The sequence below is a fragment of the Streptomyces sp. NPDC052107 genome (assembly GCF_040680215.1).
Classification (GTDB): Bacteria; Actinomycetota; Actinomycetes; order Streptomycetales; family Streptomycetaceae; genus Streptomyces.
The window spans coordinates 31,803-52,599 of record NZ_JBFAWG010000053.1; the positions used below are offsets into that span (position 1 = coordinate 31,803).

General features: G+C 70.6%; 14 protein-coding genes. 6 read left to right on the forward strand and 8 right to left on the reverse strand.

The window, feature by feature from the left end; genetic code table 11:
• Positions 1 to 16: 16 nt before the first annotated feature.
• Positions 17 to 1,468 carry an MFS transporter gene (locus tag AB0M27_RS34435; RefSeq protein ID WP_365727679.1) on the reverse strand — a complete coding sequence of 484 codons (1,452 nt, stop codon included), beginning with the start codon at positions 1,466 to 1,468 and terminating at the stop codon, positions 17 to 19.
• A 334-nt stretch (positions 1,469 to 1,802) separates the two neighbouring features.
• Between AB0M27_RS34435 and dusB the strand changes: the two genes are divergently transcribed.
• Entirely contained in the window at positions 1,803 to 2,960 is a 1,158-nt protein-coding gene (gene dusB / locus AB0M27_RS34440; protein ID WP_365727681.1) for a tRNA dihydrouridine synthase DusB, read from the forward strand.
• Here the strand turns inward: dusB and AB0M27_RS34445 are convergent, their stop codons facing one another.
• From AB0M27_RS34445 to AB0M27_RS34455, 3 genes are all read right to left on the reverse strand, one after another.
• A complete protein-coding gene (locus AB0M27_RS34445) occupies positions 2,961 to 4,529 on the reverse strand; it encodes a CDP-alcohol phosphatidyltransferase (RefSeq protein ID WP_365727703.1) in 1,569 nt (522 codons plus the stop codon).
• 418 nt (positions 4,530 to 4,947) lie between these two features.
• Complete coding sequence (locus AB0M27_RS34450) at positions 4,948 to 6,885, reverse strand: glycogen debranching N-terminal domain-containing protein (protein WP_365727683.1); 1,938 nt, start codon at positions 6,883 to 6,885, stop codon at positions 4,948 to 4,950.
• Complete coding sequence (locus AB0M27_RS34455; RefSeq protein WP_365727685.1) at positions 6,882 to 8,414, reverse strand: hypothetical protein; 1,533 nt, start codon at positions 8,412 to 8,414, stop codon at positions 6,882 to 6,884. The genes AB0M27_RS34450 and AB0M27_RS34455 overlap by 4 nt, the downstream gene beginning before the upstream one ends.
• A gap of 132 nt (positions 8,415 to 8,546) precedes the next feature.
• On the opposite strand from AB0M27_RS34455, the gene AB0M27_RS34460 reads away from it, so the two are divergent.
• Both AB0M27_RS34460 and ppdK read left to right on the forward strand, forming a co-directional pair.
• Positions 8,547 to 9,767: an ROK family protein gene (locus AB0M27_RS34460; protein WP_365727687.1), complete on the forward strand. Its 1,221-nt coding sequence runs from the start codon at positions 8,547 to 8,549 to the stop codon at positions 9,765 to 9,767.
• Positions 9,768 to 10,189: 422 nt separating this feature from the next.
• A complete protein-coding gene (gene ppdK, locus AB0M27_RS34465) occupies positions 10,190 to 12,910 on the forward strand; it encodes a pyruvate, phosphate dikinase (protein WP_365727688.1) in 2,721 nt (906 codons plus the stop codon).
• Between the two features lie 541 nt (positions 12,911 to 13,451).
• On the opposite strand, the gene AB0M27_RS34470 is transcribed toward ppdK, so the two are convergent.
• A complete protein-coding gene (locus AB0M27_RS34470; RefSeq protein WP_365727705.1) occupies positions 13,452 to 14,549 on the reverse strand; it encodes a PP2C family protein-serine/threonine phosphatase in 1,098 nt (365 codons plus the stop codon).
• 582 nt (positions 14,550 to 15,131) lie between these two features.
• Here AB0M27_RS34470 and AB0M27_RS34475 point away from each other — a divergent pair.
• Entirely contained in the window at positions 15,132 to 15,620 is a 489-nt protein-coding gene (locus AB0M27_RS34475) for a hypothetical protein (RefSeq protein WP_365727690.1), read from the forward strand.
• A gap of 179 nt (positions 15,621 to 15,799) precedes the next feature.
• Positions 15,800 to 18,352 (forward strand): FxSxx-COOH system tetratricopeptide repeat protein, encoded by a 2,553-nt coding sequence (gene fxsT / locus AB0M27_RS34480; RefSeq protein ID WP_365727693.1) that lies wholly within the window; start codon positions 15,800 to 15,802, stop codon positions 18,350 to 18,352.
• Positions 18,353 to 18,591: 239 nt separating this feature from the next.
• Here fxsT and AB0M27_RS34485 read toward each other — a convergent pair whose 3' ends face one another.
• Genes AB0M27_RS34485 through AB0M27_RS34495 form a run of 3 tightly spaced genes read right to left on the reverse strand, consistent with a single transcriptional unit; the run spans position 18,592 to position 19,816 of the window.
• Positions 18,592 to 19,239, reverse strand: a complete 648-nt coding sequence (locus tag AB0M27_RS34485; protein ID WP_365727694.1) for a hypothetical protein — start codon at positions 19,237 to 19,239, stop codon at positions 18,592 to 18,594.
• Positions 19,227 to 19,511, reverse strand: a complete 285-nt coding sequence (locus AB0M27_RS34490; RefSeq protein ID WP_365727696.1) for a hypothetical protein — start codon at positions 19,509 to 19,511, stop codon at positions 19,227 to 19,229. Before AB0M27_RS34490 ends, AB0M27_RS34485 begins: the two co-directional genes overlap by 13 nt.
• The gene (locus tag AB0M27_RS34495) at positions 19,508 to 19,816 is read right to left on the reverse strand and encodes a transposase (RefSeq protein WP_365727697.1); all 309 of its coding nucleotides are present in this window, start codon (positions 19,814 to 19,816) and stop codon (positions 19,508 to 19,510) included. Before AB0M27_RS34495 ends, AB0M27_RS34490 begins: the two co-directional genes overlap by 4 nt.
• Positions 19,817 to 20,095: 279 nt before the next feature.
• Between AB0M27_RS34495 and AB0M27_RS34500 the strand changes: the two genes are divergently transcribed.
• Positions 20,096 to 20,434, forward strand: a complete 339-nt coding sequence (locus AB0M27_RS34500) for a hypothetical protein (protein WP_365727699.1) — start codon at positions 20,096 to 20,098, stop codon at positions 20,432 to 20,434.
• The last annotated feature ends 363 nt before the right edge of the window (positions 20,435 to 20,797 follow it).

Sequence of the window (20,797 nt, forward strand, 5' to 3'; positions counted from 1 at the left end):
CCGCGCGGTCACGGCACTAGCCGCGTCCCGAGGCTCCCACCGGCTGGCGGATCTCCGCCGACTCCAGCTTCTCCGCCGTGCGTTCCGCGGTCATGTGGGCCCAGCGGCCGCTGGTGAGGAAGCCGAGGACGAGGACGGACAGGCCGCAGGCGGTGAGGATCCACCAGCCGGGGCGGGCCGCTGGTACGAAGGTGTCGCGGAAGGCGGAGGAGTGGATGCCGGAGGCCAGGACCGCGCCGATCACCGCGACGCCGAGCGTCTGGCCCAGCTGCCGGCTCGTGGAGGCGACCGCGGCGGCGACCCCGGCCTGGGCGCGGGGCATTCCGGAGACGGCCGTGTTGGTGATCGGCGCGTTCACGAAGCCGAAGCCGATGCCGAACAGGACGTAGCCGACGAGGAGGGTGGTGTTCGACGTCTCCGCCTCGAAAGCCGCGAAGAGGACACCGCTCGCGGTCATCGCCGCACCGGCGATCAGCAGGGGCAGGCGGGGGCCGCGGCTGCCCACCAGACGGCCGGACAGCGGGGCGCACAGGAAGGTCGGCGCGGCCATCGGCAGCATCCACAGGCCTGCGTGCAGGGCGTCGAGGCCGCGGACGTTCTGCAGGTAGAGAGTGGACAGGAAGAGGAAGCCGCCCAGCGCCGCGAACGCGCTGATCGCGATCACCGTGGCGCCGCTGAACGGCGCCGAGCGGAAGAAGCGCAGGTCGATGAGGGGTTCGGCGCGGCGGGGCTCGTACCAGAGCAGGCCGAGGAGGGCCACGAAGGCGATCGCCATGAACGGGGACACCGCGGTCAGGCCCGAGTCCGGCGCCTCGATGATCCCGTACGTCAGCGAGCCGAACAGGGCGATGACCAGGAGCTGGCCGACCGGATCGGGGCGGCGGGCCTTCGGTGCGCGGGACTCGGGGACGAAGCGGAGGGTGAGCAGGAGGGCCGCGAGGCCGACCGGGAGGTTGATCCAGAAGATCGCGCGCCAGCTCACCGACTGCACCAGCAGGCCGCCGACCAGCGGGCCGGCCGCCATGGAGATGCCGACGACCGCGCCCCAGACGCCGATCGCACGGGCCCGTTCCCGGGCGTCGGTGAAGGTGTTGGTGATGATCGACATGGCGACCGGGTTGAGCATCGAGCCGCCGATCGCCTGCACCATCCGGAACACCACCAGCAGGGACAGGTTCGGCGCGAGCGAGCACAGCAGCGATCCGATGGAGAAGACCACCAGGCCGGTCATGAAGACCCGCTTGCGGCCGATCCGGTCGGCCGTCGAGCCCGCGAGCATCAGCAGCGAGGCGAGCACCAGCGTGTAGGCGTCGATCGTCCACTGCAGGCCTGAGGTGGTGGCGTGCAGATCGCGCTGCATGGACGGCAGCGCCACGTTCAGCACGGTGTTGTCCAGACTCACGATCAGCAGGCTCATGCAGCAGATCGCGAGCACGAGGAGACGGCGGCGGGGGCTCAACTCGGGCATGGAGGGAATCGTACGCTTATTTCGATAGTGCGCTTAACTAATAGTATGCCTAATTGATGTGTGCTACACGATCAATCGTGGTCGGTCGCCCCCGTCCAGTGGCTGTCCCAGTACCCGGGGCAGTCGAAGGCCAAGCGCCCCCAGCCCCACCAGACCCGACGCCTGCACCGGCCGGCACCACCGCCAGCGCCTCCCGCGACTGCTGGAGCGTGGCCGCGAGCCCACTGCCCGCACCCGCCAGCCGCGCCGGAAGGGAGCGGCGGGACGGGCTGTCGGCCGAGTGAGGGACAATGGGTGCTTGCCCTGTGCCGTACGTCCGTCCCGGAGCCGTCTGATGACCCACCCGCTCTCCATCGGCCCGCACGCCGTGACCCCGCCCGTCGTGCTCGCACCCATGGCGGGGATCACCAACGCGCCCTTCCGCACCCTGTGCCGGGAGTTCAGCGGTGGCAAGGGGCTGTTCGTCAGCGAGATGATCACGACCCGGGCGCTGGTCGAGCGCAACGAGAAGACCATGCAGCTGATCAGGTTCGACGCGAGCGAACAGCCGCGTTCGATCCAGCTGTACGGCGTCGACCCGGCGACCGTCGGCAAGGCCGTCCGCATGATCGCGGAGGAGGACCTGGCCGACCACATCGACCTGAACTTCGGCTGCCCGGTCCCGAAGGTGACCCGGAAGGGCGGCGGCTCGGCCCTGCCGTACAAGCGGAACCTGCTGCGCGCGATTCTCCGGGAGGCCGTGAGCGGCGCCGGTGATCTCCCGGTCACGATGAAGATGCGCAAGGGCATCGACGACGATCACATCACCTACCTCGACGCCGGCCGCATCGCCGTCGAGGAGGGCGTCACCGCGATCGCCCTGCACGGCCGCACGGCCGCCCAGCACTACGGCGGCACCGCCGACTGGGACGCCGTCGCCCGGCTGAAGGAACACGTTCCGGAGATCCCCGTGCTCGGCAACGGCGACATCTGGTCGGCCGAGGACGCGCTGCGGATGGTGCGGGAGACCGGCTGCGACGGGGTCGTCGTCGGGCGCGGGTGCCTGGGGCGGCCGTGGCTGTTCGCGGACCTGGTGGCGGCGTTCGAGGGGCGGCTTCAGGCCCGGGCCGGAGGCACTGATGGATGCAGTGCCCGGCCGACCCTCCGCGAGGTGGCCGACGTCATGGTCCGGCACGCGACCCTGCTCGGGGAGTGGATCGGCGACGAGTCCAAGGGCGTGGTCGACTTCCGCAAGCATGTCGCCTGGTACCTGAAGGGCTTCGCGGTCGGCTCGGAGATGCGGGGGCGGCTCGCGATCACCTCCTCGCTCCAGGAGCTGCGGGCCGGGCTGGACGAGCTGGACCTCGACCAGCCGTGGCCGACCGGCGCGGACGGACCCCGCGGCCGTACGTCCGGCAACAACCGGGTGGTGCTGCCGGACGGCTGGCTGAAGGACCCGTACGACTGCGCGGGCCTGAGCGAGGACGCGGAGCTGGACACCTCCGGCGGCTGATCAGCCCTTCTTCGGGTGCGGAGTCGAGCCGTACGCCGTCAGGAAGCGGTCCCGGAACGCGCTCATCTTCCACACCGGGGCGCTGTGGGCGGGGCGCAGGCCGTCCGTCCAGCCCCACCCGGCGATCTTGTCCAGCACCTTCGGGTCCTTGGCGACGATCGAGACCGGCACGTCACGGCTGGCGTGGTTGCCGCTGACCCGGGCGATGGGCTGGTGGTCGCCGAGGAAGACCAGCACGGTGTCCTTGCTGCCGTAGCGCGTCAGCCACTCGGTCAGCGCGGTCACCGAGTACTGAATCGACTTGCCGTACTCCTGGCGGGACTTGGTGGTGTCGGCGATGACGTCGGCCGGTTTGTTGCCCGCCGCCTGGATGCCCTTGAAGATCGAGCCGTCGCCCAGCTGGTCCCAGCCGACCATCTTCGGGATCGGCGCCCACGGCTGGTGGCTGGAGGTGAGGATGAGCAGGGACATCCGCGCCTTGCCGTCAGCGGGCTTCTTGCTGTGCACCCGCTCCTGGTACTGCTGCAGCGCGTACTGGTCGGGCATGGTCGACCAGCTGAACTTCGGTCCCTTGTAGCCGAGTTCGAAGGCGTTGTAGACCTTGCCGAGGCCGTACCACTTCTGCTCCGGCCAGGCCTTCTGCACGCCCGGCATGACGCCGACCGTGTCGAACGCGCCGGTCTTCTTGAACGCCTCGGTCAGGCTGAGGTGGTCGCTGGCCATGACCGTGCGGTAGCGCTGTTGGTTGCTGATCCACAGGCCCGACATGGTGGTGGAGTGGCCGAGCCAGCTGCTGCCGCCGTAGGTCGCCGAGGTCAGCCAGCCGCTCTTGGCGTGGAAGCCGGCCTTGGCCAGCGCCTTGGTCCGGGCGTCGAGCGTGCTGTCGACGCCGGGCGCCATGATCGGGTCCTCGATCGCGCTGCGGCCGTAGCTCTCGATGAACGTGAAGATCATGTCCTTGCCGCGCAGATCCGGGACCAGCTGGCTGCCCGGGGTGTTCCCGAAGGCGTCGACCCTCGCGACCTTCCGGAACTCCGCCTCGTCCTTGAGCGTGGCCGACACCAGGTGAACCTGGGCCTTCAGCGCGGTGGCGGTGCTGTCGGAGGCGAGCGGTGCGCCGGACATCTGGAGGCCGAGGGAGGAGCAGGTGATCCAGACCACCCCGGCGACCAGCGTGCCCCGGGTCGCGATGCCGGAGTGACGGGCGAGCAGATTGCTCAGCCGGACCATGGCCAGCGCCAGCAGCACGAACAGGAGCAGCACGGCGGCGATCACCCCGGCCACGGCCGCGAGGGTCTCCGTGCGGCCGAGGGAGTCCTCCAGATACGACTCCGCGTCGCCGAACAGGCTCCAGTCGAGGACGACGTTGAAGCCGCGGCCGAGGTATTGCTTGAAGCCCATGTCGAGCGCGTTCAGCACGGTCATCGCGCCCAGCGCCACTCCGGACACGGCGGCCAGCACCACCCGCGGCCGACGTGGCAGCGCGATCATCACGGCCGCCCCGATCACCGCCTCCGCCGGTATCCGCACAAACGCGGATGGCTCCAGCCGCACCACGGTGTTCGGCATCACCAGCGCGGCGATGACGAGGGCGGCGGCGAGCACGGTGATGCCGACGGACAGGGCCTGGGCGCCGGCCGGATGCGCCTCCCGCCACCGCCGCGCCCACGCCGAGCAGGCGGTCCAGGGGCGCGGGAAGGTGCGGCGCGGGCCGGGTATAGGGACGGCGGGCTGCTCCGGCTCGGCCTTTTCGGCTTCTGCTACGGCTGATTCGCGCGTGCTCATGTCCTGGGACAACCCGGCGTCCTTCCCTGCGAGACCCGATCTGCCGTCCCGTACGGCCACTTCGCCACGCCTGTTCACAAGCTCCGGGCAAACACCTGGCAAACGCCAGCCGCACCAACCTGAGGGGCGCGGGTCCGTGTCGATGTGCGGCGTTGCCGCGCGGGCGCGACCAGCCCCCACGCACCCGCACCCGACAACGGCGCTACACACCCCCCACCGCTGTCAGCAGCGCGAGCGGCACCGCAGCCGACCGTGACTCCCGCACACACGCATGCGGATAAGGCACCGGTTCCGGATGCGTGTCCCTCCCGTACCCGGCCAGAACCTCCGGCAGCCGATGCCTGGCAACCACCGCCGCATCCACCAGGGCATGCGCCACCGCACGGGCCTCGTCGTGCAGCCCGTACCGGGCAAGCCCCAACGTGATCAGCGCGTTGTCATGCGGCCAGACAGAGCCACGGTGATACGACAGCGGGTGGTACGCCGCCTGCCCCGCGGCCAGCGTCCGCACACCCCAGCCGGAGAAGAAGTCCGGCTCCAGCAGCCTCCGGCCCACCACCTCGCCGTACTCCTTGTCCAGCAGGCCGGACCACAGCAGATGCCCCGCGTCGGACGCCAGCGCGTCGATCCGGTGACCCTCACCGTCCAGCGCGAGCGCAGGGAAGGAGTGCTCCCGCATCCAGAAGTCCCGCTGGAACCGGTCCCTCAGGTCGGCGGCGGCCTGCTCCAGCAGGGCGCCGTACGTCTCGTCGCCCCACACCGACCGCGCCAGCCACGCCGTGCGGCGCAGCGCGTCGTACGCGTAGCCCTGCGCGCCCGCCGCCATCACCGCGCCGGTGGGCCGGGTGCCGTCGGCGCAGCAGATCGCGCCGGGGGAGTCCTTCCAGTTCTGGTTGGCGAGGCCGCCCTCGTCGGCGCGGTAGACGAGATAGCCGCGCGAGGTCAGACCGCCGTGGTCCAGCATCCAGCCGACGGCGGCACGCGCGTGCGGCTCCAGGCGCCGGGCCGGGCCGGTGTCCCCGGTCTGCTCGACGTACGCGCCGAGCAGGATCAGGAACAGCGGGGTCGCGTCGACCGAGCCGTAGTACCGCCCGAACGGCACCTGCCCGAAGTGGGCCAGCTCGCCGTGCCGAACCTCGTGCACGATCTTGCCGGGCTGGGCGAGCGGGGACGGGCCGCCGCCGGTCGCCTGGGTCGCGGCGAGCGCGGGGAGCGTGGCGGCGGCCAGTTCCGGGCGGTACGGCAGCGCGAACAGGGAGGTGAGCAGGGCGTCCCGGGCGAGGAGGGCGAGGAACCAGGGGGCGCCGCCGGCCGGGACGCGCAGTTCCTCGCCGTCGGGCCCGCGCGCCGGCACCTGGAGCGCGGCCAGGTCGGCGAGGCCCCGCGCGCAGGCCGCCGCCAGTTCCGGCCAGCCGGTCGGGAAGGCCACACCTTCCGTGAACTGCCCTTCCAGTGCGCGGAGTTGTTCGCCCACCGACGCCGGGTCGCGGGGCACGCGCAGGGCGCGTTTCTCGCCGTGCGGGCGGGCGATCACCCGCAGCAGCAGCTCGGTCGTGCCGTGCGGTGCCAGGTCGAGGGTCCACACCAGGCGGCGGGCGCCCGTGCCGGTCTCCTCCACGGCGTCGGGGGCCGGGTCGGCGGTGATGGTCGTACGGGACTGCCACTCGGCACGCCGGTAGGTGAACTCGATGCCGTCGTCGAGGACTTCGCGGGAGCGTACGGCGCCGGGCTTGGCGTAGGTGCGGTGGTCGGAGCGGAGCTCGAACTGGTCGGTGAAGTCGGCGTCGGCGGTGATGGCGAGCCGGACGGTGGTCGGCACCGGGCGGTTGCTGGTCACCCGGAGCGACTCGACGAACGAGCTGTCGCCGACGGCCTGTCGCCGGAAGAGGGTGTGCGCCGGAGGTTCCTGCCGGCCGCCGCGCGGGACCAGCACACAGCGAGCCGCGTCACCGTCGGTGACCGGGGTGAGCACCTCGGGCACGGCGCCGTCGACGGTGAGCTGCCAGCGGCTGAGGTGCCGGCCGTCCCGTACGAACAACCCGTCCGGGGAGCCGCCGCCCCGGACCCCGCTGATGTCGCCCCGGTCGCCCACGGCGGCGAACGTCGCCCCGTGCACGAGCAGATGATGCCGGTCCGTCATGCCCGGTCGCCTCCTTCTTCACTTCTGTCGAACGTGCCGGTGGCCGCCTCGGACACGCCCTCGCGGGCGCCTTTGAGAAGGTCTTTGTGCTGCTCGTGGTGCAGATCGAGGGCGAGCGCGGCGGTCCAGCCGAAGCCGGTCGCGCCGCAGGCCTCGCCGGTGTACGGGTCGACGTACTCCGCGAAACCGGTGGCTTCGGCGAGCTGCAGCACGGCCGCGCGCAGCGCGTCGGCCCGCTCCCGCTCACCGTGCACCCGTAGGCCCCGCTCCAGCAGCCAGCTCGTGTTGAACCAGGCCGGACCGCGCCAGTACCGGTGCGGATCGAAGGCCTCGCCGAGCAGGTCGTAACTGGGCACGAGCCGGGTGCGCCCACCGAGCCCGAAGTGCGGCCCGCACAGCGTGCGCACGAGCGCGTCGGCGACCTCGCGCGGCAGCCCGGGCAGCAGGAGCGGCACCAGCCCGGACACGCTCCGCTCGGGGATCGGTCCGTCGGCGCGCAGGTCCCGGCACAGGAACATGCCGGACGCCGGGTCCCACAGCCGCTCCACCAGCGTCTCCGTCAGCCGTTCGGCGCGTGTGTGCCGTGCCGCGCCGGGCGCGCCCAGTTCCTCGGCGATCCGGGCCAGCGCGTGTTCGGAGGCGATGAGCAGAGCGTTGAACGCCGGGTCCTCCACGGCGAATTCACCGCCCCGGGCCCCGTGCCTCCCACCCGTCCCGGCCCCGTGCCTCCCACCCGTCCCGTCCCCGTGCCTCCCACCCGTCCCGTCCCTGTACTCCGCGTCCCGGTAGTCGGCGGCCAGCCGAACGTACCGTCCGTAGTCCAGATCCGTCGGCCGGTCCTCGGGCGCCCCGTGGGCGAGGTCGGCGCGGCGGAAGGAGCGGGCCGGGGCGGGGGCGATCCGGGCGAGCGGGGCGTCCCAGCAGGGGCTGTTGTCCATACCCTGCTCCCAGGGGTGGACCACGGACACCAGCCCGGCGCCGCCCAGGTCCCGGCGGTGCAGCAGATAGCGGTGCCAGGCGGCCAGCCGCGGGTACATCCGGGCCAGGAAGCCTCGGGCGCGCGACAGCCCGGGGTCGGCGCGGTGCACCAGCCAGGCCGCGAGCGCGTGTACCGGTGGCTGCACGATCCCCGACGTCTGTACGGTGCGCGGGGCGCCCGCCGCGCGACCGGCGGTGGAGGAGCGCCAGAAGTCGGGGCTGGGGAAGTAGGCGTCGAGCGGTACGGAGGGGTTGAAGACGATGTGCGGGACGCGCCCGTCGGCCCACTGCGCGGCCAGCAGTGTCTCCAGCTCGGTCTGGGCCCGCAGGGGTGAGACGTGCCTCAGGCCGATCGCGATGAACGCCGAGTCCCAGGACCACTGGTGCGGATACAGGTTCCGGGAGGGGACCGTCGAGGCGCCCGTCCAGTTCGCGTCGAGCACCTGGGCCGCCCGGACGGGCAGGGACCTGCCGGAGGCCGGGGCATCACCCGCGGTCTCGTACGTCGCGGGCTCCGCGGGACGGACGGTGAGCTGCGTGCTGCGATCCACTCGGGGCTCCCCGAAGACGAAGACGCCCGGCCGTGCCGACCGGGTTTGGCGGTAACCGTCGTAGAGTTACGTCTATTTAACACGCAAAACTCAATATGTAATGCAGGCTTGGGAAACACAAGGGGGGTGCGCATGACCGGACATCCGGGAAGAGTCGGTAAGAGCGGCGGTCCGGCCGGCGCCGGAGAGCTGCTCGAACTGGTCCGCAGCGGACGGGCGGTGACGCGGGGTGCGCTCCAGCAGGCGACGGGACTGTCCCGCGCGACCGTCGGCCAGCGCCTGGACCGCCTCTTCCGGGCCGGCTGGCTGCGCGAGGGCGCCGGCGGCCCGGTCGACTCGCCGCTCGGCGGACGCCCCTCCATCACCCTGGAGTTCGACGACTCCCACGCCGTCGTCCTCGCCGCCGACCTGGACACCCGGCATGCCCGCGCGGCCGTCCTCTCCCTGACCGGCGAGATCCTCGCCGAGCACGCGGGGACCCTGGTCGTCGAGGACGGACCGGAGGCGGTGCTCGGCGAACTCGGCCACTGGTTCGACCGGTTGCTGGAGAAGGCCGGGCGCCCGGCGGCGGAGGTCGGCGGCATCGGGCTCGCCGTGCCCGGCCCGGTGGAGTCCGGCACCGGCCGCGTGGTGCAGCCGCCGATGATGCCGGGCTGGGACGGCTACGACATCACGGGTCGCCTGTCCCGCGCCTTCACCGAGCACACCGGCGCGGGGGCGGTCCCGGTCCTCGTGGACAACGATGCCAACCTCATGGCGTACGGCGAACATCGCGCCGGCCACCTCGACTGCGCGGCCTTCGTGCTGGTCAAGGTGTCCACGGGCATCGGTGCCGGGGTGGTCGTGGACGGCTCGATCTACCGGGGGATCGACGGCGGCGCCGGCGACATCGGGCACATCCGGGTCGGCGCGGACGCGCTGTGCCGCTGCGGTTCGTACGGCTGTCTCGCCGCCGTCGCGAGCGGGGGCGCCGTGGCCCGGCGGCTGGCCGAGAGCGGGGTGCCGGCCGCCTCCGGCGCGGACGTACGGGATCTGCTGGCTGCCGGGCATCCGGAGGCGGCGGCACTGGCCCGGGAGGCCGGGCGGCGGGTCGGTGACGTCCTGGCGACGGTGGTGACCCTGTTGAACCCCGGGGTGCTGATGATCGCGGGCGACCTGGCCGGGACGCCCTTCCTCACCGGCGTCCGGGAACTCCTCTACCAGCGGGCCCTGCCGCGCTCCACGGCCCACCTCCATGTCGTGACCTCCCGGCTGGGGGAGCGGGCCGCGCTCATCGGAGCGGGGGCGCTGGTCGTGGAACACCTCTACGCGCCGGAGCGGGTGGAGGAGCGGCTGCGGGTGCTGGGTGTCTGACGCGGGCGTGTGACGTGGGTGTTTCCGGATACCGGGAAGCGGTCCGCATGGTGAAATCCGGCGGGGTGTGGCAGCGTGATTCTCGCCACCCTTGATAAGGGTTGTGCTCAGATGAGCGGATCATGGGCGACTGCACTTCCTCAAGGGGTGGCACTGGGTGCCACCCCTTGATCGTTCATCGATCGAAATCAGACGTGCGGGATCCCCGCTCATCTGAGCGAAAAACCTGCTATCGAGGAGCGCCTGCGTTCAAGAAGTGAAGACATTTGGTGGTGCTGGCTTGCCAAGCCTTGACTTTCGATCCGCTGGCGGACGAGTGGTTACGGGCTCATGACGCGCAAGTGGACGTACCCATGTGCCTTCGATCTGGGTATGTTCCTCGCCGTCAGGGCAGCCACCGCGGCCTCAAGGAGTCGAGACCCGTGTCGGAAAACAAAGAACCCCACGTAGTGAAGTTCGTTTACGACTTCACCGAGGGCAACAAGGACCTCAAGGACCTCCTCGGCGGCAAGGGCGCCAACCTCGCCGAGATGACCAACCTCGGTCTGCCGGTCCCTCCCGGCTTCACCATCACCACCGAGGCCTGCAAGGTCTACCTGGACAGCGGTGAGGAGCCCGCGGCACTGCGTGACGAGGTGAGTGCGCACCTCGACGCCCTCGAGTCCCGCATGGGCAAGAAGCTCGGCCAGGCCGACGACCCGCTGCTGGTCTCCGTCCGCTCCGGCGCCAAGTTCTCCATGCCCGGCATGATGGACACCGTCCTGAACATCGGCCTCTCCGACAAGTCGGTGCAGGGCCTTGCCAAGCAGGCCGGCGACGACCGGTTCGCCTGGGACTCCTACCGCCGCCTGATCCAGATGTTCGGCAAGACCGTCCTCGGCGTCGACGGCGACCTCTTCGAGGAGGCCCTCGAGGCGGCCAAGGCGGCCAAGAAGGTCACGGTCGACACCGACCTGGAGGCCGCCGACCTGAAGAAGCTGGTCACCACCTTCAAGAAGATCGTCAAGAAGGAGGCCGGCCGGGACTTCCCGCAGGACCCGCGCGAGCAGATGGACCTCGCCATCAAGGCGGTCTTCGACTCGTGGAACGGCGACCGGGCGAAGCTGTACCGCCGCCAGGAGCGCATCCCGCACGACCTCGGTACGGCCGTCAACGTCTGCTCGATGGTCTTCGGCAACCTGGGCCCCGACTCCGGCACGGGCGTCGCGTTCACCCGTGACCCCGCCTCCGGCCACCAGGGCGTCTACGGCGACTACCTGCAGAACGCCCAGGGCGAGGACGTGGTCGCGGGCATCCGCAACACCGTCCCGCTCGCGGAGCTGGAGTCGATCGACAAGAAGTCGTACGACCAGCTCATGCAGATCATGGAGACGCTGGAGAACCACTACAAGGACCTGTGCGACATCGAGTTCACGATCGAGCGCGGTCAGCTGTGGATGCTCCAGACCCGCGTCGGCAAGCGCACGGCGGGCGCCGCCTTCCGTATCGCGACCCAGCTGGTCGACCAGGGCCTGATCGACGAGACGGAGGCGCTCCAGCGCGTCACCGGCGCCCAGCTGGCCCAGCTGATGTTCCCGCGCTTCGACGAGCAGGCGAAGGTCGACCAGGTGGCGCGCGGCATCGCCGCATCCCCCGGCGCGGCGGTGGGCAAGGCGGTCTTCGACTCCTACACGGCCGTCAAGTGGTCCCGCTCGGGCGAGAAGGTCATCCTGGTCCGCCGCGAGACGAACCCGGACGACCTGGACGGCATGATCGCGGCGGAGGGCATCCTGACGTCGCGCGGCGGCAAGACCTCCCACGCGGCCGTGGTGGCCCGAGGCATGGGCAAGACGTGCGTGTGCGGCGCGGAGGAGCTGGAGGTCGACACCAAGCGCCGCAGGATGACGGTGCCGGGTGGTCACGTCGTCGAGGAAGGCGACGTCATCTCGATCGACGGCTCGTCGGGCAAGGTCTACCTGGGCGAGGTCCCGGTGGTCCCGTCCCCCGTGGTGGAGTACTTCGAGGGCCGGATGCACCCCGGCGCCGACGATGCGGACGAGCTGGTCGAGGCGGTCCACCGCATGATGGCCTTCGCCGACCGCAAGCGCCGCCTGCGGGTCCGCGCCAACGCCGACAACGCCGAGGACGCCCTGCGCGCCCGCCGCTTCGGCGCCCAGGGCATCGGCCTGTGCCGTACGGAGCACATGTTCCTCGGCGAGCGCCGCGAGATGGTCGAGAAGCTGATCCTCGCGGACACGGAGGAGGAGCGCGAGGCGGCCCTGTCGGAGCTGCTGCCCCTCCAGAAGAAGGACTTCGTCGAGCTCTTCGAGGCGATGGACGGCCTCCCGGTGACGATCCGTCTCCTGGACCCGCCGCTGCACGAGTTCCTCCCCGACATCACCGAGCTGTCGGTCCGCGTGGCCCTGGCCGAGTCCCGCCAGGAGCCGCACGAGAACGAGCTCCGCCTGCTCCAGGCGGTGCACCGCCTGCACGAGCAGAACCCGATGCTGGGCCTGCGTGGCGTGCGTCTCGGCCTCGTCATCCCCGGCCTGTTCACGATGCAGGTCCGAGCGATCGCAGAGGCGGCGGCGGAACGCAAGTCCGCGAAGGGCGACCCGCGCGCCGAGGTCATGATCCCGCTCGTCGGCACGGTCCAGGAGCTGGAGATCGTCCGCGAGGAGGCCGACAAGGTCATCGCGGAGGTCGAGGCGGCGACGGGTACGGCGCTGAGGCTGGCGATCGGCACGATGATCGAACTCCCCCGAGCCGCCCTCACGGCGGGCCAGATCGCCGAGGCGGCGGAGTTCTTCAGCTTCGGCACGAACGACCTGACGCAGACGGTATGGGGCTTCAGCCGTGACGACGTCGAAGCCTCCTTCTTCACGGCGTACCTGGAGAAGGGCATCTTCGGCGTCAGCCCCTTTGAGACGATCGACAAGGACGGCGTCGGCTCCCTGGTGAAGTCGGCGGCGGAAGCGGGCCGGCGTACCCGCCCCGACCTCAAGCTCGGCGTCTGCGGCGAGCACGGCGGTGACCCCGAGTCCGTCCACTTCTTCCACGAGGTCGGTCTGGACTACGTCTCCTGCTCCCCCTTCCGCATCCCGGTGGCCCGCCTTGAGGCAGGCCGGGCGGCGACGAACTCGGCGGGCAGCGACCACCGCTAGGCCCTCACGGGCCACTTGACCCCGGAGCCGCCGCTGGTCCCCGACCCTCACCGATCGGCGGCGGCTCCGGCGCACGAAAGAGGAGAGGCGGCACCCTGTGCGGGGGTGCCGCCTCTCCGTGCATCATCTGCGAAGGCTGTCAAGGTACGTCGCTGACCAGGCGAAATGATGTTTGCTGGCGTTGGTTGCCGTTGGACCAGTCCGAAGCCGTTGTGCCCTCGCCGTGCCCTCCAGGTGGGGGTAGCGTATGTCGATGTCAAGCCGTGGCAGAACATCTACTTCTGGCCGCTGTACACGGGCACGGCCATCCCGATCGACTCGTGGCGGTCGCGGATGTGGCTGGACACCTGGGTTTAGCTGGGTATACGAGCCAGGACGGCCCGGCAGGATGCCGGGCCGTCCTGATCGTTATTGGTTGTCCGAGGCCGTCATCGGCCACCCTCAGACGGCCCGGAGACGGCCCAGTTGGCGCGGTCGGCAGATCTACAGACCCCGCGGAGGACGCCCCTCGAACTGCGGTTTTCGCAGCCCACAACCACTGTCACCCCACGTCCGCCCCACCGGACGATGGCTCTGTTAGGCCGTGGAACCGGTCAGCCAGGATCATCGCCACATCGTCTGCCAAATCGCCACCGGTGTGACGGATCAACGCCTGGTGCAGGCGCTCCAGGAATTCCGGTGGGGTGGTGTCGACGCGTATCCCCTCCACGGTCTCCGGCAGAGCAAAGAATTCGCTGTCCCGGTTGCGGGCCTCGATCACACCATCGGTATACAGCAACAGACGGTCACCGGGGATGAACGCATAGCTCTCAGGCTTAACGGGGAGGTCGTTGATGAGATCTTCGAGGCCGAGAGGCGGCGACAGCAAGCTCGGCATCAGTGGCGTAGCCCTGCCCTGGTGCAGCAGCAGCGGTGGTGGATGTCCACGGTTGACCAGCTGCACCACGGGTTCGTCCGGCACCTGCGCGATGAGCGCCGTGGTGAACCCTTCCAGCAGAACCTCCTGACCATACGCACCCGGCACGGCGACTTCCCGTCGCAGCGCAGCCGCGCAGCGGTTCATAACGTCGAGCAGGTCCTCCTCATAGTGCACAGCTTCCCGGAACGCACCCAGCACCACCGCGACGGCTCGCACCGCGGACAGCCCCTTGCCGCGGACGTCCCCGACGATCATCCGAACGCCGTACCGCGTCTGCACGGCCTCATACAGATCACCGCCCACCTGTGCCCCCGTCCCAGCCGCAAGGCACAGGCTGCCGGCCAACACTGGGCCCAGGCGCGCGGGCACAGGCCGCAGCACGACCTCCTGGGCCGTTACGGCGATCCGGCGGACCTGGTCGAGCTCTCTCTGCCTGCGCTCCTGCACAGCATGGCTGGCGATGAAACCAGCCACGGAGACCAGGGCCAGAGCGAGGAAATTGGAGTAGACCTGCAGGGTGCCCCATGCCCCGTTATAGGTCGCGGTGGTCACGCTTATCGCCAGAGCGAGGGCCGCCGCCGCGGTGGTGCCCTTGGGCCCCAACGTCACTGCCGCCAGCGCCGGGACCGCGGTGAGAAGGGGGCCGGTATAGATGAAGTGCGCAGGCGTGAGCTCGATGACCAGCACGGCCAGCGCGATCAGATAGGGCACACACTGCATCAGCGTGAAGAGGACCCGGCTATGACCGCCTGCTCCTGGCCGCGGGGGTGAGCGCAAGAGCGACTTCATGCATCAAGCCTGCCTCGCTGAAACCCACGGCTCCACTCTGCCGGCCGCCCTGGGCAGCCCGGAGACCGGCCCGGCCCATTGACAGACCGCGCGCGTGTCTGCCTCTGACCAGGAATTTGAGCCACCGCAAGGCGAAGTTGCCCCACGCTTGCCCCACCAAGTAAAGACCGTTACCGCCGTCAGCACTCATGCCGTGCCGTGTCTGGGCTGAGAGCAGACCACCGCGCCAGCGTGACCTGCATGCATATTACAGACAATGACTGCTTCACTACCGCCGTTTACGACCGAAGCGGCCTTTGCCCCTTCTCGGCTTCCCGCCAGTCAGCTGCTGCGCCTCATGTGTCCTTCCCATGGCGGTCAGCGCAGCGGCGAGAATTTGGGTGACACGTGCAGTTTTGGGATGCTTTACACCTAGGAGGCGCAGGTAGCCGACGCGTACCTCTTTCGGGGACAGGGCCTCTGGGTGTGGGTATGTTCGTGGTGTCGTCTTCGGCTGGATCAGAGGGGGTTGTCGTGGTTCCGGGGGTGGAGATCGCGGCGGGGTATGTGTTCGCCTGGCTGGCCCGGAAGGCCCAGCGGGTGGCGGGGCGGGCGGATGCCGAGGTCGACCGGGGGCTGGATGCGGGGATGGACCGGCTGCACGAGTTGGTCAGCCGCAAACTCGGCCAGGATCCAGCGCTCCAACGAGCTGCGGAGGAGGCCGGTGAGGGCCGGGAGGTGCTCTCGGAGCGCACCCAGCGGCGGCTGACGGATTCTTTGGAGGATGCCGCCGAGCGGGATGCGGGCTTCGCCCAGGCCCTGGCGAACCTGGTGGAGGAGCTGCAGGCGGCTGCGGCTGCCGGGACCGCGGGTGGCGGGGTGTCGGCGTCCGGGGACGGGCAGGCCGTCGGCGGGAATGTGGACATCCGTGCCGAGGGCGGGTCGGCGGCCGCCCTGCGCATGGAGGACGTGACGATCGGGTCGGCGCCAAACCCCTCGCAGCCGGGTCCGGACAAGGGCTGACCGCACCCGGCGCCACTCCCGGCCCACCACCCACCGCCCCGTACACCACCGCCCAGCACTCGCAGGTCATCGCGGGCGATGGCAGTATCGCCGCCGGGTTCGTCGCCGGCGGGATCCACCAGCACCGGCACGAGCATGCCGCGCCGCGCACGCCGGCGCCGTGGCCGCACCAGGTCGGGGTGATCCCGCCGCGGGCGGACTGCTTCCAGGACCGGGCCGAAGCGGCCCGCCTGCGCCAGGCCCTCGCGGGGGTGGACACCGCGGTCCTGGTGGGACAGGACACCGTGCGTGGACAGGTGCTGACCGGGATGGGCGGGGTCGGCAAGACCCAGCTCGCCGCCGACTACGCCCGCACCGCCTGGCAGACCCGCACCCTGGACGTACTGGTCTGGATCACCGCCGACACCCGCAGCGCCGCCGTGACCGGATACGCGAAAGCCGCCGCGGAGGTCCTGGCCGCCGACACCGACGACCTTGAGACGGCCGCCGAGAAGTTCGTGGCCTGGCTGGAGCCCAAACCCCACCAGCGCCCCTGCCGGTGGCTGATCGTGCTGGATGACGTGGCCGACCCGGAGGCTCTGCACGGCCTGTGGCCGCCGGCCAGCCCGCACGGCCGCACCCTGGTCACCACCCGCCGCCGGGACGCCGCCCTCACCGGCCGCCAACGACGCCTGATCAACGTCGGACTGTTCACCAGGACCGAAGCGCTGGCCTACCTCACCACGGCACTGGCCGCCCACGACCGCCACGAGCCCGACGAGCAGCTCGCCGCGCTCGCCGCAGACCTCGGACACCTGCCGCTGGCCCTGTCCCAGGCCGCCGCCTACCTCATCGACTCCGGCCAGACCGCAGCCGCCTACCGCACCCTGCTCGCCGACCGCACCGCCACCCTCGCCGATGCCGCCCCCGCCGTCCTGCCCGACGACCAGACCCGCACCATGTCCGCCGCATGGTCCCTGTCCATCGAACGCGCCGACACTCTGCCCCCCGCCGGCCTGGCCCGCCCCATGCTCCAACTCGCCGCATTCCTGGACCCCAACGGCATCCCCGAAACCGTCCTGACCAGCCCCCCCGCCCTCGCCCACCTCACCGCTGAGCGAGCCGGATACCGTCGCCCCGAGGCGACAGGCGAAGATGCCACGGGGGCCCTGCGCGCCCTGCACCGACTCAGCCTCATCGATCACACCCCAAACCAGACCGTCCGCGTGCACGAGCTCATCCAACGCGCCGTCCGCGAACGGCTCCCCGACGACCACAAGCACCCCGCCGCCCGCACCGCCGCCGACGCCCTCCTCGCGGCCTGGCCCGACGTAGAACGCGACACCACCCTCGCTCAGGCCCTGCGCGCCAACACCACCGCCCTCACCAGCTGCGCCGCAGACGCCCTGTACCAGCCGGGTGTCCATACGGTTCTGTACCGCATGGGCACCAGCCTCGGCGAGTCCGGCCAAGTCACCGCTGCTGTCGACCACTTTCACCACCTCGCGGCCACCACCCGCCGCCAGCTCGGCCCGGACCACCTCGACACCCTCACCGCCCGGCATGACCTGGCCTACTGGCGGGGGGAGGCGGGGGATGCGGCCGGGGCCGCGACCGCGCTCGCCGAGCTGCTGGAGGACCGGGTCCGGGTCCTCGGCCCGCACCACCCCGACACCTCCACCACCCGCGGCAACCTGGCCTACTGGCGGGGGTGGGCGGGGGATGCGGCCGGGGCCGCGACCGCGTTCGCCGAGCTGCTGGAGGACCGGGTGCGGGTCGTCGGCCCGGACCACCCCGACACCCTCAACACCCGGCACAACCTGGCCTACTGGCGGGGGGTGGCGGGGGATGCGGCCGGGGCCGCGACCGCGTTCGCCGAGCTGCTGGAGGACCGGGTGCGGGTCGTCGGCCCGGACCACCCCCACACCCTCAACACCCGGCACAACCTGGCCCGGTGGCGGGGGGAGGCAGGTGATGCGGCCGGAGCCGCGACCGCGCTCGCCGAACTGCTGGAGGACCACGTGCGGGTCCTCGGCCCCGACCACCCCGACACCCTCACCGTCCGGCACAAACTGGCCCACTGGCGGGGGGAGGCGGGGGATGCGGCCGGGCCCGCGACCGCGTTCGCCGAGCTGCTGGAGGACCGGGTGCGGGTCCTCGGCCCGGACCACCCCGACACCCTCAACACCCGGCACAACCTGGCCCGGTGGCGGGGGGAGGCGGGGGATGCGGCCGGGGCCGCGACCGCGTTCGCCGAGCTGCTGGAGGACCGGGTGCGGGTCGTCGGCCCGGACCACCCCGACACCCTCAGCACCCGGCACCAGCTGGCCCGGTGGCGGGGGGAGGCGGGGGATGCGGCCGGGGCCGTGGAGGCGACGACCAAGCTACTGGAGGACCGGGTCCGGGTCCACGGCCCGGACCACCCCCACACCCTCAACACCCGGCACAACCTGGCCCGGTGGCGGGGGGAGGCAGGTGATGCGGCCGGAGCCGCGACCGCGTTCGCCGAGCTGCTGGAGGACCGGGTGCGGGTCCTCGGCCCGGACCACCCTCACACCCTCAACACCCGGCACAACCTGGCCCGGTGGCGGGGGGAGGCAGGTGATGCGGCCGGAGCCGCGACCGCGCTCGCCGAACTGCTGGAGGACCAGGTGCGGGTCCTCGGCCCGGACCACCCCCACACCCTCAACACCGGGCACCAGCTGGCCCGCTGGCGAGGGGAGGCAGGGGAGAGCGATGGCGCCGTCGGCTAACGGACGCGGGGGGAACACCAAGATTCACCCCGACCGCGGCTCATGACAAAGCCGTTTACCTGTACCCCAGGTGCGCACCACGGCAGATTTACAGCGGGCTGGCTTCGCCCGCCCTGAGCAGGTCTTTTAGCAGCTCCTGAACCCATCGGGGGACACCTGGGGGAAACACGCCTCTCAAGGGCACCCACCAGTTCGCCACTTCACCCTCCAGAAAGGGCCGCCGAAGCAGCACGGACGTGTCAGGCGCTCAGGCGCGGCGCCAAGGCGGGTTGCGGCAGATGCCGCGGCAACACCCACTCCTCATACCCGACCCGGCACGTGATGATCAGGCGCACCGGGTGATCCCGATACCCCTCCTGCCACTGGTCTGCTGTGGTCCCCGTCATCCAGTGGCCGGGTCGAGTGGGCTCCATCTGAAACGGCCGACCCCGGCCGACCCGCAAGGTTTCAGGGCCCACGGCCCGCCCGTGTGCGTCTGCGGTGTCAACGCGCGGTGTGAACCGGAGCGGCCTCCAGACGTGGTTGAGGATGTCCTCGCGGGGAGTACTGCCGTAGATCAGCCCTGTGCGGTCCTTGTCGTCGTCGTCCACGCGAATGCTGACGATCTCGACCTCGCCCAGTTCATCAGGGCCGAGTAGGTGCACGTTCAGCATGGAGTGCTGCGGCCCTCGCGGCTCCAGCCGCAGTTCGAACTGTGGGCGTCTCTCCTCGTGTCGTCGGTCGCGCTCGATGCGCGCCACGGCCTCGGCGGTCTGGAAGGCCCGCTCGCCAGTCTCCTGCGCCTGGGCGCTGGTCTTGTTCGCGCGGTGCGCTGCCATCCACGAGCCGAGTGCGGCCACGGCGCTGAGGCCGGCGGCGACGGTGCCAGTTATCGCTAGGTAGTCCATGGCGGGGACGGTAGCGGGGGCGCCGCAGTCGGCAACGAAGGGAGTCGCCGAATCCAAGAGGTTGCGCACAACTCGCGCAGAGGGGCCAGGAACCGGTAGCCGAACTCCGGGTCGTCGCGGTGGGCGTCGAACAGCGCGTTCGCGCGATATGCCTCCTCCAGCACGGCGTCGGCGACCGGCTTGCCCAGCCAGCGGTAGTAGGGCTGTCTGGCGAGCTTGAGCACCCGGCACGTCACCGCGACGGGCACCCCGTCCACGGCCAGCTCTCTCACGAGCGGGTAGATCCTTTTCCCGGCAGATGCGCCTGCGACAGATAGGCCGGAGCCCGGCGCAGGACCTCGTTCTCCTGCTCCAGCAGCTTGATCCGCCGACGTGCTTCCCGCAGTTCCGCGCTCTCCTGGCTGGTCACCCCGGGCTTGGACCCGTCGTCGACATCCGCCTGGCGCATCCACCTCCACAACGTCATCGGGTGAACCCCGAAATCGGTGGCCACCTGCTCCACCGTGACACCCGGGCCGCGGTTCCTCGCGACCCGCACGACGTCCTGGCGGAACTCTTCCGGATAAGGCTTGGGCACAGCGACATCCTTCCCACCCGCCTCACAGGGCAAGCCAGTTCAGATGTCACCCGATCGTGCAGCAGACCCTCACCTACAGCTGTACACCTGACGGCGACCAGGCTTGGCTCGCACTGTGCGCGCGCTGCCCCAGGCACGACGGGCCTACGCCGAGCATGGCAGCGACCCAAGCGACCAACGGCGGCAGTCACTGCTGAGCGTCAATTCTCCTGAACCACCTGCGTCTTACGCACGCTTCCTGCACACTTCCTCCACACGCCCTTAGTTCCTGGAGAAGCCATGGTCAGTCCCTACCTCAATCAGCCACTCGCCCCAATCCGGCCGCGCATGTTCGCCTCCACTCCGGCCAAAGTCATCTGGACACTCGTCCCGATCGTCAGCGCCGGCCTGGCCGCCGCCGTCCCCTTCGTCGTTGCCGCGGTCAAGGGCGTCATCAAGCCGTGGCTCGCCATCACCTACGTGATCGGTGAGATCGCCGTGTTCTCCATCGCCATCGGCATCAGCCCCAAAGCCAACGACGACAACCCCGTGCCCGGTTTCCTTCTCGCGCTGCTGATCATCACCGCAGCCACCCACACCGCGCTCCTCGACAACGAGAAGGTCAACGTCGGCAAGTAGTGTCGTGATCTAGCCAAGTCGCGCCACGCATCGCGCCCATCGCGCCCATCGCACCCAGTACAGAAACGCATCGACGACCACCTTTAACAGGATCGAGTCGCCGCCCGAGTTCTTCGAAGGATTCCGACCCGAGTGGTCGACCACGTGGCCGAGGCCCACGCCGATGTTCTGCGCCCGCCCCCCGCGCCACCCCTGCACGTGCGGTCGCCGGCACCACGCCCACCGTTCCAACGCAGTACGGATACGCTTCCGCCACGATCACGCTCCCGGGGGTGCCCCTATGGGTTTCGTCAAGGGAATCGGCCTGCGTTTCGGTGAGTGGCAAGGCAGCATGGCGTGATGCCTGACCTGCTGTGGGATGAC